The organism is Pseudomonas farsensis (assembly GCF_014268805.2).
Taxonomy (GTDB): Bacteria; Pseudomonadota; Gammaproteobacteria; order Pseudomonadales; family Pseudomonadaceae; genus Aquipseudomonas; species Aquipseudomonas farsensis.
This window is the reverse complement of the sequence record NZ_JABWRF020000003.1, coordinates 702133-714291: the sequence shown is the minus strand read 5'-3', so window position 1 is coordinate 714291 and position 12159 is coordinate 702133. Positions and strand designations below refer to the sequence as shown.

At 63.5% G+C, this 12159-nt stretch carries 12 protein-coding genes; all 12 read right to left on the bottom strand.

Annotated features, from left to right (window positions below; translation table 11 throughout):
- Position 1: 1 nt before the first annotated feature.
- Complete coding sequence (gene astE, locus HU719_RS19460) at positions 2-1009, bottom strand: succinylglutamate desuccinylase (RefSeq protein WP_186537066.1); 1008 nt, start codon at positions 1007-1009, stop codon at positions 2-4.
- A gap of 10 nt (positions 1010-1019) precedes the next feature.
- The gene (locus HU719_RS19455; RefSeq protein ID WP_186520214.1) at positions 1020-1310 is read right to left on the bottom strand and encodes a topoisomerase II; all 291 of its coding nucleotides are present in this window, start codon (positions 1308-1310) and stop codon (positions 1020-1022) included.
- 15 nt (positions 1311-1325) lie between these two features.
- On the bottom strand, positions 1326-2675 hold the full coding sequence (gene astB, locus HU719_RS19450; RefSeq protein ID WP_186537064.1) for an N-succinylarginine dihydrolase: 1350 nt from the start codon (positions 2673-2675) through the stop codon (positions 1326-1328).
- 23 nt (positions 2676-2698) lie between these two features.
- The gene (gene astD / locus HU719_RS19445) at positions 2699-4162 is read right to left on the bottom strand and encodes a succinylglutamate-semialdehyde dehydrogenase (protein WP_186537063.1); all 1464 of its coding nucleotides are present in this window, start codon (positions 4160-4162) and stop codon (positions 2699-2701) included.
- Positions 4163-5191, bottom strand: a complete 1029-nt coding sequence (gene astA, locus HU719_RS19440; RefSeq protein WP_186537062.1) for an arginine N-succinyltransferase — start codon at positions 5189-5191, stop codon at positions 4163-4165.
- Between the two features lie 62 nt (positions 5192-5253).
- Entirely contained in the window at positions 5254-6273 is a 1020-nt protein-coding gene (gene aruF / locus HU719_RS19435; RefSeq protein ID WP_186520218.1) for an arginine/ornithine succinyltransferase subunit alpha, read from the bottom strand.
- 136 nt (positions 6274-6409) lie between these two features.
- Positions 6410-7630, bottom strand: a complete 1221-nt coding sequence (locus HU719_RS19430; protein WP_186523159.1) for an aspartate aminotransferase family protein — start codon at positions 7628-7630, stop codon at positions 6410-6412.
- Between the two features lie 331 nt (positions 7631-7961).
- Complete coding sequence (gene argR / locus HU719_RS19425; RefSeq protein WP_186523161.1) at positions 7962-8942, bottom strand: transcriptional regulator ArgR; 981 nt, start codon at positions 8940-8942, stop codon at positions 7962-7964.
- 91 nt (positions 8943-9033) lie between these two features.
- A complete protein-coding gene (locus tag HU719_RS19420) occupies positions 9034-9798 on the bottom strand; it encodes an ABC transporter ATP-binding protein (protein ID WP_186537061.1) in 765 nt (254 codons plus the stop codon).
- A gap of 22 nt (positions 9799-9820) precedes the next feature.
- A complete protein-coding gene (locus HU719_RS19415) occupies positions 9821-10519 on the bottom strand; it encodes an ABC transporter permease (RefSeq protein WP_186523173.1) in 699 nt (232 codons plus the stop codon).
- Positions 10516-11205, bottom strand: a complete 690-nt coding sequence (locus HU719_RS19410) for an ABC transporter permease (protein ID WP_186523174.1) — start codon at positions 11203-11205, stop codon at positions 10516-10518. The genes HU719_RS19415 and HU719_RS19410 overlap by 4 nt, the downstream gene beginning before the upstream one ends.
- 91 nt (positions 11206-11296) lie before the next feature.
- The gene (locus HU719_RS19405; RefSeq protein ID WP_186537060.1) at positions 11297-12082 is read right to left on the bottom strand and encodes an ABC transporter substrate-binding protein; all 786 of its coding nucleotides are present in this window, start codon (positions 12080-12082) and stop codon (positions 11297-11299) included.
- Positions 12083-12159: the final 77 nt, after the last annotated feature.

Here is a 12159-nt window from a genome sequence, read left to right as displayed (position 1 = left end):
CTCAACCGAGCCGCTGCCCCGAATCCGGCACTACCAGAATGCCCGCGCGCAGCCCGTTGCGGACCTTGGGGTTGGGGAAGATGATGCGCGCGCCCTCTTCCTCGACCACCCAGCGCATTTCGGCCAGGTCTTCGGCAAGCAGGTAGCCTTTGCTCAGTTCGGAGAAGTTTTCGATGTCCGCCGGCAGGTGCAGGTGAAAGCTGTCGCTGTGCTTGATGATTTCGCGGGCCACGCTGAACAGCTTGAGCCCGGCAAGCGAGGCATCAGCCTGCGGCTCAGTGCCTTCGATGATCTGCACCAGGCGGGTGTGCAGCTTATCGAGGTTGACTTGCTCGTTCTGCCCAAATGGCCGCGCCTTGCCCAACTCCAAGGTAAAAGCCTCGGCATCGAGCTGCTCGTAGGTAAACGCGCTGAAAGTGATCGAAGGTTTGCTCTGCAGCAGCACGGCTTGCATGCCGGCCGCCGCCAGGCGCGCCAGTTCGTTACGCGAATGCTTGCGCCCCTCCTTGAACGGGTACAGGGCAAACTGCTCGATCTTCGAGCCGCGTATGGCGGTATGCAGGTCATAGTGCAGGCGGGTGCGCCCGGGCTTGCTGAAGAACACCCGGGCAAACTGTTCCAGTTCAGCCGCACGCAGCGCTTCGAAACCACTGGTCAGCTCATGGCGCCCGTTGAACAGGCGGTTGATGTCCTGCTCGATGAAACGCTCGCCCTTGCGAATGGCCGCCGGGTTGCCGAACAGGAACAACACCCGAGCCTTGGGCGTGATCTGCCCACTGGCAACACCATGCAACAGCTCTTCGAGCAGCTCGATGGGCGCTGTCTCGTTGCCATGGATGCCCGCTGACAGCAGCACATCGAGGCCGCTGTCGTCGCTTTCTGGGGGGCGCACTTCAAGTGCACCTTCGCCCAGCCAGCGCAAACGCACGCCCCGGCTCGTCACTTGGGTCTTCTCGGCCGGTTCACGGTCGGTCAGGGTCAGCTCAAGCAGTTTGCCAAGGGCGAGCATGGGCGCTTCCTTAGTGGTGGTGGCCGCAGTCAGGGCCGTGGACATGATCGTCGTCTTCACCGACCTCAGCCGGTTCCATTTCCAGTTGCAGGCTGACCAGGTTGGTCGCCATCGGGCGCAGCAACAGGTTGGCGTACTCGGTGTCGTTTTCGTCGACATCGACGCCGATCAGCAGTTGGCCACGGCCGTCTTGCTGGATCCACACTTCCTTGCCTTGCCACATTACGGCAAAGCGGGTGCAGGAGGTTTCCAGCTGGGTGCCGTCTTCATCTTCCAGGATCAGTTGCAGGGCGTCGGACATTGCTAATTCTCTCTATCAAGGTTGGCGTTGGAACGGATAGACCGAGCCCAGCTTGAGAATGCCGGTCAGTTCATCCAGTGCCGTGCGGCATTCAACCAGCAACTGCGGGTCGGCAAGGTCCGCCTCGACGAGGCGATCGCGGTAGTGCTTGTCGACCCATTGCACCAGGGTGTCGTACAGCGGGGCGGTCATGATAACGCCTTGGTTGACCGCCGCCAGTTCCGATTCTTTCAGCGCCACGCGCAAACGCAGGCAAGCCGGGCCACCGCCGTTCTGCATGCTCTGCTTGAGGTCGAACACCTTGACCTCCTTGACTGCCCCGCCACTGCTGGCGAGCTGCGCCAGGTAGGCCCAGACCCGCTCGTTGTTGCGGCACTCTTCTGGCACCACCAGCAGCATCGAGCCGTCGGCGCGGCTGAGCAACTGGCTGTTGAACAGGTAGGAGCGCACCGCATCTTCGACCGTTACCGCCGCACGCGGCACGCAGATGGCCTGGAAGTTACCGCCCTTGCTGGCCAGTTTAGCTTGCAGTTGCGCAAGCACCGCGTCGGTGTCGAGGAAGGCATCCTCGTGGTAGAACAGCACCTCGCCGTTACCCACCGCAATCACGTCGTTGTGGAACACACCCTGGTCGATCACCGCAGGGTTCTGCTGAGCGTAGACGACCCCGCCCTCACTCAAGCCATGCAGCCGGGCAACGGCCTGCGAGGCTTCCAGGGTCTGGCGCGCCGGGTATTTCTGCGGCGCCGGGTAACGGGCGTCGAACGCGCTGCGGCCATAGACAAAGAACTCGACACCGGCCTCGCCATAGCTGCGGCAAAAACGCGTGTGGTTGGCCGCGCCTTCATCACCGAACTGCGCAACGGCCGGCAACGCCGGGTGGTGGGCGAAGACCTTGTCGTCGTTGAACATGGCGCCGAGCACGCGGCTGGTGGTCGGGTGCTCGATGCTGCGGTGGTATTTGCAGTTGAGGTTGGCGGCGGTGAAATGCACGCGGCCATCTGCGGTGTCGGCGCTGGGGCTGACGGTGGCCGCGTTGGCCACCCACATGCTCGATGCCGAGCAACTGGCCACCAACAGCGGCATGTCTTCCTTGGCGGCGCGGCGGATCACCTCGGCGTCACTGCCGGTAAAGCCCAGGCGGCGCAAAGCGGCGACGTCCGGGCGCTCCTGCGGCGCGAGCACGCCCTGGACAAAGCCCATGCCCATCAGCGCCTTCATTTTTGCCAGGCCCTGGCGCGCCGCTTCACGGGGGTTCGAACCTTGCTGGCTGTTGCTTTGCGAGGCCACGTTGCCGTACGACAGGCCGCCGTAGTTGTGGGTTGGCCCCACCAGGCCATCAAAATTCACTTCGTAGGATTTCATCGGCTAGGCTCCGAGACCTGTTGTTATAGGGTGACGCCCGGCGTCAGGGCCGCCGGCAATGCAAGGCTGGCGGTCTCCAGCGATGCCACGGGGTAGGCGCAATAGTCAGCCGCGTAGTAAGCGCTGGCGCGGTGGTTGCCGCTGGCACCCACCCCGCCAAAGGGCGCGCTGCTGGCAGCGCCAGTCAGCTGCTTGTTCCAGTTGACGATGCCGGCGCGGCTGCGCAGCCAGAAGTGCTGGTAGCGGGCATGGGAGTCCGACAGCAGTCCGGCGGCCAGGCCGTACTGGGTGTTGTTGGCTTCATCGATGGCCGCCTCGAAGTTGGCGTAACGCACCACTTGCAGCAGCGGGCCAAAGAACTCTTCGTCGACGCGCTCGGCCACCGCACTTACATCAATAATCCCGGGGGTCAGCAGCGCAGCGCCCGGTTGCGGTTGGGTCATCGCAAGCAGCGCCAGGGCGCCCTTGCCCAGCAAGTCGGCCTGCGCCGCCAGCAATGCCTGCGCGGCCTGCAACGAGATGACCGAGCCCATGAACGGCGCTGGTTGCTGGTCGAAGGCCCCCACGCTGATGCTGCGGCTGACCTCTACCAGGCGCGCCAGCAGCGCATCGCCCCAGGCACCTTCAGGCACCAGCAGGCGGCGGGCGCAGGTGCAGCGCTGGCCTGCCGAAATGAAGGCCGACTGGATGATGGTGTACACCGCAGCGTCCAGGTCCTTGACCTCATCGACCACCAGCGGGTTGTTGCCGCCCATCTCCAAGGCAAGGATCTTGTCCGGGCGCCCGGCGAACTGTTGGTGCAACAGGTTGCCGGTTCGGCTGGAGCCGGTGAAGAACAGGCCATCGATACCGGCATTGGCCGCCAGTGCCACGCCGGTTTCGCGCGCACCCTGCACCAGGTTGAGCACCCCGTCGGGCAATCCGGCCTCAACCCAGCACTGCACGGTCAGCTCGGCGACCTTGGGCGTGAGTTCACTGGGCTTGAACACCACGCAGTTACCGGCCAGCAGCGCCGGCACGATATGCCCGTTGGGCAGGTGCCCTGGGAAGTTGTAAGGGCCAAACACCGCAACCACGCCATGCGGCTTGTGGCGCAGCACGGCATTGGCATCGCCCAGCGGGGCGCTTTTTTCACCGGTGCGCTCGCGGTAGCTCTGTACTGAAATCGCCACTTTGTTGACCATGCTGGTCACTTCTGTGGCCGATTCCCACAGTGGCTTGCCGGTTTCTTCACCGATGCAGCGAGCAAGCTCGTCAGCGCGCGCCTTGAGCTTGTCAGCGAAGGCTTCCAGCACGCTGATACGCGCATCCAGGCCAAGTAGCGCCCAACCTGGGAACGCCTTGCGCGCCGCCTGCACGGCGGCATCGACCTGGGCGGCATCAGCGCCCTGCCCGGCCCAGACCACTGTCTGGGTGACCGGGTTGAGCGATTGCAAGGCCTCGCCCTGCCCGGCGAGCCACTGGCCGGCGATAAAATGCGTGGTCATTTACTTGGCCTCCCGAGCGGCGGACAGCGGCACTGCGCGCACATTGTCACCAGCGCCCAGGCGCAGGCGCTTGGCGGTCTGCGGGTCGACCACCAGGGTGCCGGCCGCCAGGCGTGCGGGCGCGGCAGTGATACGGCAGTCTTCGCGCTTGCGGTTGTGAATGATGTACGGGGTGGCGTCATCGCCCGGCGTGCCCACGGCCAGCACCAAGGTTTCGCTCTCGCGCACCGCGCGAATGCTGGTGGTTGCGCACTCGATGGCCGGGCCTGCGTCGAAGATGTCGACGTAGCCTTGGTAGTTGAAGCCTTCGCGCTTGAGCATCGCCAGCGCCGGCTCCGTGTCGGTGTGCACCTGGCCGATCACGCTGCGCGCCGCCTCGGACAGGAAGCAGGTGTAGAGCGGGAACTTGGGCATCAGCTCGGCGATGAACGACTTGTTACCAACGCCGGTCAGGTAATCCGCCTGGCTGAACTCCATCTTGAAGAAATGCCGGCCCAGGCTCTCCCAGAACGGCGAGCGCCCGGCTTCATCGGACATGCCGCGCATTTCGGCGATGATCTTCTTGCCGAACAGGTCGGGGAACTCGGCAATGAACAGCATGCGCGACTTGGACAGCAAGTGGCCGTTGCGCCCGCTGCGGTAGTCACTGCGCAGGAACAACGAACACAGCTCGGAGTTGCCGGTCAGGTCGTTGGCCAGGAACAGGGTGGGGATTTCCCGGTAGATGTTCAGCTCCTGGGAGGCGCTGACGGTCAGGCCAACCCGGTAGTTGTACCAGGGCTCACGCAGCCCGACGGCGCCGGCAATGGCGCTGATGCCTACCACCAGGCCTTCGTCGTTTTCCAGCACGAACAGGTAGTCGGTGTCGCCGCGCTCGGCTTCGCCACGAAAGCTTTTTTCCGCCCAGCCAACCCGGCGCGCCAGGCGCTCTTCGTTGGCCGGCAGCGTGGTCAGCCCGGTGGTGCCAGTGCTGCGGGCAAGCTCGATCAGCGCGGGTAAATCGCTGCTGCGTACAGGACGAACGATCATGCTATCTCCTTGTGCGGCGGACGGCGCCCGCCGCAAAACTCACTGTTGCAGTTGGCGTGGGCTCAGACGGCGACCAGGCGCACGCTGGCGCCCTCACCCACGCCAAGGGCGTCGGCAGCTTCTGCGCTCAGGCTGACCGGCTTGCCCGGCACCCAGTCAAGCTCAAGCAACACGGCGCGGTAATCCTGCAACTGGCCGTTGCACACCAGGTATGGGCGCCCGCCCTTGACCGCGGCATCCTCGACCTTGACCGGCACCACGCGGCTCTGGGCAATCGAGCGGATGCTCGAGGTGCGCGCATGCAGCGTGGGGCCGCCATCGAAGATGTCGATGTAGTGCTCGGTCTCGAAGCCTTCGCGCATCAGGATGTCGAAGGTGATCTGTGCCCGCGGGTGCACCTGGCCCATGGCCTCCTGGGCCTCGTCGTGCAGCAGCGGCACGTAGATCGGGTAGTGCGGCATCAGTTCGGCGAGGAAGGTGCGGCTTTTCAGCCCGCACAGACGCTCGGCGTGGGAATAGTTGAGGTCGAAGAAGTTGCGGCCAATGGCGTCCCAGAACGGCGATTCGCCCTGTTCGTCGCTGTAGCCGACTATTTCGGTGACCACCGAATCGGCGAAGCGCTCGGGGTGTGCGGCCATGAACAGCAGGCGCCCGCGCGAATTGAGCTCGGCCCAGCCGCTGTTGACCAGTTCCGGCAGGACGTAAAAGCTGGTCAGCAGGCTGTTGCCGGTGAGGTCGTGGCACAGCGACAGTACGTGGATCTTGTTGTGGATCTTCAGCTCGCGCGAGGCGTGCACGAAGGTCTCGTTACGAAAGCTGTAGAACGGCTCGGAGTAGCCCGCCGAGGCCACAATGGCCGAGCAGCCGGCCAGCTTGCCGGTGGCGCTGTCTTCGAGCACGAAGAAGTAGCTTTCTTCGCCGTTGAAGCTCACTTCGGCGGCAAAGGAGGTTTCCGAGGCAGCGATCTTGTCGCCCAGGCGGCCGGCATCGTCCGGCAGCGAGGTGACACCAACCGGGCTGTCGGCAGCCATGCGCTGCACTTCGTTCAAGTCAGCCATTTGCGCGGGGCGCATCACCAGCATGGTGTCACTCCTTTCGGGATAGCGTGCCGCTCACATCGGCACGGAAAAACAGCGGGCACACGCCACTACCTGCAAGCAGGTGCCCGCATTGGAATTCGGTGTCGCAGGCCCTGTGCAGGGCCTGCGACAAGGCCGGTCAGGCCTGGGCCAACTGCTTGACGGCGCGTTCGAAGCGGTCAAGACCTTCATCGATATCGGCGTCTTCGATCACCAGGCTTGGGGCAAAGCGCACAACGTCAGGGCCAGCCTGCAACACCATCACGTTTTCTTTTTCAGCGGCGTTGAGCACGTCCTTGGCCTTGCCCTTCCAGGCATCGCTCAGCACGCAGCCGATCAACAGGCCGACGCCGCGCACCTGGGAGAACAGGCCGGTTTCCTGGCCGATTTTTTCCAGGCGCGACTTGAAGCGGGTGTGTTTGGCCTTGATCCCGGCGAGGGTCTCAGGGGTGTTGACCACATCCAGCACTGCAGCGGCCACGGCGCAGCCCAGCGGGTTGCCGCCATAGGTGGTGCCGTGGGTACCGACCGCCAGGTGGCTGGCAAGCGCGTTGGTGGTGAGCATGGCGGCAATCGGGAAACCGCCGCCCAGGCTCTTGGCGCTGGACAGGATATCGGGGGTAACGCCGTAGTGCTGGTAGGCGAACAGCGAGCCGGTACGGCCAACGCCGGTCTGCACTTCATCGAAGATCAGCAGCGCATTGTGCTCGTCGCACAGTTTGCGCGCGCCTTGCAGGTAGGCCAGATCTGCCGGCACCACACCGCTCTCGCCCTGGATCGGCTCGATGACCACGGCGCAGGTCTTGTCGGAAATCTGCGCCTTGAGCGCTTCGAGGTCGTTGTACGGGACGTGGCTGATGCCGGTGATCTTCGGGCCGAAACCGTCGGAGTACTTCGGCTGGCCGCCAACGCTCACGGTGAACAGGGTACGGCCGTGGAAGCTGTTAACGGTGGCAATGATCTCGTGTTTGTCGGCGCCAAAGCGGTCGTGGGCAACACGGCGGGCCAGCTTGAAGGCGGCCTCGTTGGCCTCGGCCCCGGAGTTGCAGAAGAACGCGCGGTCGGCAAAGGTTGCGTCGACCAGCTTGTGCGCCAGGCGCAGGGCCGGTTCGTTGGTGAAGACGTTGGAGACGTGCCAAAGGGTGTTGGCCTGGTCGGTCAGCGCCTTGACCAGCGCCGGGTGGCAATGGCCGAGGGCGTTGACGGCGATGCCACCGGCGAAGTCGATCAGCTCGCGGCCCGACTGGTCCCAGACTCGGGAACCCTCGCCTCGCACAGGAATGAAGGCCGCCGGCGAATAGTTGGGAACCATGACCTGGTCGAAATCGGCACGTTGCACCGGGGCTTGCTCAACGGACATCTGAGTCTCCTGAAGAGGAACGCTGGCCTGGAAGTGGCGAGCGATGGGGGGATTGTAAGGACTGATCGGCGCCTGTCCTTGCTGCCAGGCGACAACTTGTTACAGCGCCAAACCCTGTTTTACCAAGGCTTTCGGCAATGCGACAAACAGTGTCGCAATCGCGCAGTGTACTGGCAGAGCGGGGCTGGGTGAACGGGTGGTCACATTTAGAAGATGGTTGCCTGGGCTGGCCTCTTCGCGGGGCAAGCCCGCTCCCACAAGAGCCTGGCAATTTGCATGAGCGTAGGAGCGGGCTTGCCCCGCGAAGAGGCCAGCCCAGGCAGCAAAATAATCAGCCCTTTTCGGCCGGCGCCGAACTCAGCTCGAACGGGCTGCTGCTGCGGCGCTGGTTGCGGTCTTCGCGCGGGGTGGCGCCAAAGAAATTGCGATAGGCACTGGAGAAGTGCGGCCCTGAAGAGAACCCACACGACAGCCCGATCTGGATGATCGACTTGCTGGTCTGCATCAGCATCTGGCGCGCCTTGTTCAGGCGCAGCTCCAGGTAATACTGGCTCGGCACGCGGTTCAGGTACTGCTTGAAGATCCGCTCCAGCTGCCTGCGCGACACGCACACATGCTGGGCAATCTCATCGGTGGTCAGCGGCTCTTCAATGTTGGCTTCCATCAACAGCACAGCCTGGGTGAGCTTGGGGTGGCTGGAACCCAGGCGGTTCTGCAGCGGAATACGCTGACGCTCGCCGCCTTCGCGAATGCGCTCGACCACCAGCTCCTCGGACACCGCGCCAGCCAGCTCGGCGCCATGATCACGGGCCAGCACCGCCAGCAGCAGGTCGGTGACGGTCATGCCGCCGCAGGCGGTCAGCCGGTCACGGTCCCAGTCGAACAGGTGGCTGGTGGCAATCACCTTGGGATAGCGCTCGGCAAAGTCGTCCTGCCAGCGCCAGTGCACTGCCGCCCGATAACCATCGAGCAAGCCCAGCGCGGCCAATGGATACACCCCCGCCGACATCCCACCGATCATGCAGCCACCACGAGCAAGCTGCTTGAGCGCCGCAGACAGCGCAGAATTCATCGGCCCGGGCGGCTCGTCAGCCAGCAGAAACAGCTTGTGACAGCCGTCCAGGCGGCCATTCCAGGCCTCGCCCGGCAAGCGCCAGGCGCCCTCCTCGGCAGGCTCGGCCTGCAAGAAGGTCAGCTCGTAGGCCACATCCGGATGCACCCGCTGCGCCACCAGCAACACTTCTTCGGCCAGCGCCAGGGTCAGCGGCCGGGTGCCGGGCCAGATGAGAAAGCCGATTCGCTGGGTGGTCATAGGGCGTGATCCGAAACCTGAGAAAGGGTGGCGCCGGAGCAAACTGCGCGCGTTGCGCAGCATGCCCCAAACTGGTGCAAAAGTGCAGCCTTTACTTCAGGCTACCGGAGAGGAACTGACGCAGCCGGTCCGACTGCGGGTTGACCAGCACTTCGCGCGGGCAGCCACGCTCTTCGACCACGCCTTTGTGCAGGAACACCAGCTGGTTGGACACCTCTCGAGCAAAGCCCATTTCGTGGGTCACCACCACCATGGTGCGGCCTTCCTGGGCCAAGGCCTGCATTACCTTGAGCACATCGCCGACCAGTTCCGGGTCCAGCGCCGAGGTGGGCTCGTCGAACAGCATCACCTCAGGCTCCATGGCCAGTGCCCGGGCAATCGCCACACGCTGCTGCTCGCCACCGGACATATGGCCCGGGAAGGCGTCCTTGCGATGCGCTACACCCACCTTGGCCAGGTAGTGCTCGGCTTTTTCCAGTGCTTCCTTCTTGCTCACGCCGAGCACGTGCACCGGCGCTTCGATGATGTTTTCCAGCGCAGTCATGTGCGACCACAGGTTGAAGTGCTGGAACACCATCGACAGGCGCGAGCGCATGCGTTGCAGCTGCTTCGGGTCGCCCGCCTTGAGCGCACCATCCTTGCCGGCCACCAGCTTGAGCTCTTCATTGTTGAGCAGGATACGGCCGGCATGCGGCTGCTCCAGCAGGTTGATGCAACGCAGGAAGGTCGATTTGCCCGAGCCGCTGGAGCCGATGATGCTGATCACGTCGCCTGCCTTGGCTTCGAGGGAGACGCCCTTGAGCACCTCATGGCTGCCGTAGCGCTTGTGCAGGTCTTGGATTTGCAGTTTGTACATGCTGTCGGTTCTCACAGAGCGGTCAGTGCTTGCGCGGCGCCAGATAGCCGAGCCAGCGGCGTTCGGCCATCTTGAACAGGCGCACGAGGATGAAGGTCAGGCACAGATAGAACACGCCCGCCGTGATGTAGGCCTCGAAAGGCAGGTAATATTGGGCATTGACCGTGCGCGCAGCGCCGGTGATGTCGATCAGGGTGACGATCGAGGCAAGGCTGGTGGTCTGCAGCATCATGATCACTTCGTTGCTGTACTGCGGCAGCGCGCGGCGCAGCGCCGAAGGCAACAGGATGCGGCGGTACATCTTCATGCGCGACATGCCGATGGCCTTGGCCGCCTCGATTTCACCGTGCGGCGTGGCGCGCAGGCTGCCGGCGATGATCTCGGCGGTGTAGGCGCTGGTGTTGACGGCAAATGCCAGGCACGCACAGAAGGTTGCGCTGGACAGCAGCGGCCACATGAAGCTCTCGCGCACCGCCTCGAACTGGGCCAACCCGTAATAGATCAGGAACAGCTGCACCAGCATTGGCGTGCCGCGGATCACATAGGTGTACAGCCAGGCGGTCATGTTCACCAGCGGCTGCTTGGAAACCCGCATCAGCCCCAGCGGAATAGCCGCCAGCAGGCCGAAGAACAGCGACAGCGCCAGCAGCTTGAGCGTGGTCAGCAGGCCGCCGATGTACAGCGGCATGGCCTCCCAGATGACGTTGTAGTCGAAGATCATAGCTCTGCCACCTTGACGCCCACCGAGTAGCGCCTTTCAAGGGCCTTGAGCGCCAGCAGCGAGACACTGGTCAGCACCAGGTACATGGCCGCGACCGCCAGGAAGAAGGTGAAGGGTTCGCGGGTGGCATCGGCCGCCTGCTTGGCCTTGAACATCATGTCCTGCAGGCCCACCACCGAAATCAGCGCGGTGGCCTTGGTCAGGACCAGCCAGTTGTTGGTGAAACCCGGGATCGCCAGGCGGATCATCTGCGGCACCATGATGCGGAAGAACACTTGCACACCGCTCATGCCATAGGCCGCGCCGGCTTCAGCCTGGCCCTTGGGGATACCCATGAAGGCACCACGGAAGGTTTCCGAGAGGTACGCACCGAAGATGAAGCCCAAGGTGCCGATGCCGGCCGCCAGAGGGTTCAGGTCGATGTAGTCGTCATGGCCGAGCAGCGGCGCCACGCGGTTGAGGAGGTCCTGGCCGCCATAGAAGATCAGCAGGATCAACACCAGGTCAGGGATGCCACGGATCACCGTGGAATACAGATCACCCAGCCAGGCCAACCAGCGCACCGGCGACAGGCGCAGCGCCACGCCGATCAGGCCAAGGACGACGGCCAGGGCCATCGACGACAGGGCGAGCTGTAGCGTCAGCCACGCCCCATCGAGGATGACTGCCCCATAGCCTTTCAACATGTTCGGGATTCCTCAGGGCTTGGGAATGAAAAATGGTGCAAACCTCAGAGCCTCTGCTGTTTGCACCATTGCACAGGTGAAACTCGACGATTTACTTGGCGTCAGGGCCGTAGATGTCGAAGCTGAAGTACTTCTTCTCGATTTCTTTGTACTTGCCGTTGGCACGGATGGCATCGATTGCGGCGTTGATGCGCTCGGCGTTGGCGGTGTCGCCCTTGCGTACGGCGATGCCGATGCCGTCACCGAAGTACTTCACGTCGGTGAACGCTGGGCCAACGAAGGCAAAGCCCTTGCCGGCGTCGGTTTTTAGGAAACCGTCTTCGAGCAAGGTGGCGTCGGCAACGGTACCGTCCAGACGGCCAGCGGCGACGTCGAGGTAGATTTCGTTCTGGGTACCGTAAGGCACGACAGTGGCGCCCTTCGGAGCCAGCACTTCCTTGGCGAAACGGTCGTGGATCGAGCCACGCTGTACGCCGATTTTCTTGCCCTTGAGTTCATCCAGGCTGTCGCTGACGGTAACGCCCTGCTTCATGACCAGACGCGCCGGGGTGAGGTAGTAGCGCTTGGTGAAGTCGACCGACTTCTTGCGGTCTTCGGTGATCGACATGGACGACAGGATGGCGTCGATCTTGCGCACTTTCAGTGCCGGGATCAGGCCGTCGAACTCTTGCTCGACCCAGGTGCACTTGGCTTTCATCTCTTCGCACAGGGCGTTGCCGATATCGTAATCGAAGCCGGCGATGCTGCCGTCAGGCTGCTTGAAGGCGAAGGGAGGGTAGGCAGCTTCGATGCCGATCTTCAGCGGCTTTTCATCGGCTTGCGCTACCAGGGAAAACACGGAAAGCGCCAGGGCGCCGAACAGTGCGAGCTTCTTCATCAGGTGACTCCATCGGTACGGGGCAATCCAAGGCAGTTGCAACAGCTGCCCGATATGCAAATGGGTACAACGCGAGC

Bases quoted from the DNA above. Each gene is read 5' to 3' on its own strand.
- astE (WP_186537066.1), bottom strand. From the start codon at position 1,009: ATGCTCGCCCTTGGCAAACTGCTTGAGCTGACCCTGACCGACCGTGAA.
- HU719_RS19455 (WP_186520214.1), bottom strand. From the start codon at position 1,310: ATGTCCGACGCCCTGCAACTGATCCTGGAAGATGAAGACGGCACCCAG.
- astB (WP_186537064.1), bottom strand. From the start codon at position 2,675: ATGAAATCCTACGAAGTGAATTTTGATGGCCTGGTGGGGCCAACCCAC.
- astD (WP_186537063.1), bottom strand. From the start codon at position 4,162: ATGACCACGCATTTTATCGCCGGCCAGTGGCTCGCCGGGCAGGGCGAG.
- astA (WP_186537062.1), bottom strand. From the start codon at position 5,191: ATGATCGTTCGTCCTGTACGCAGCAGCGATTTACCCGCGCTGATCGAG.
- aruF (WP_186520218.1), bottom strand. From the start codon at position 6,273: ATGCTGGTGATGCGCCCCGCGCAAATGGCTGACTTGAACGAAGTGCAG.
- HU719_RS19430 (WP_186523159.1), bottom strand. From the start codon at position 7,630: ATGTCCGTTGAGCAAGCCCCGGTGCAACGTGCCGATTTCGACCAGGTC.
- argR (WP_186523161.1), bottom strand. From the start codon at position 8,942: ATGACCACCCAGCGAATCGGCTTTCTCATCTGGCCCGGCACCCGGCCG.
- HU719_RS19420 (WP_186537061.1), bottom strand. From the start codon at position 9,798: ATGTACAAACTGCAAATCCAAGACCTGCACAAGCGCTACGGCAGCCAT.
- HU719_RS19415 (WP_186523173.1), bottom strand. From the start codon at position 10,519: ATGATCTTCGACTACAACGTCATCTGGGAGGCCATGCCGCTGTACATC.
- HU719_RS19410 (WP_186523174.1), bottom strand. From the start codon at position 11,205: ATGTTGAAAGGCTATGGGGCAGTCATCCTCGATGGGGCGTGGCTGACG.
- HU719_RS19405 (WP_186537060.1), bottom strand. From the start codon at position 12,082: ATGAAGAAGCTCGCACTGTTCGGCGCCCTGGCGCTTTCCGTGTTTTCC.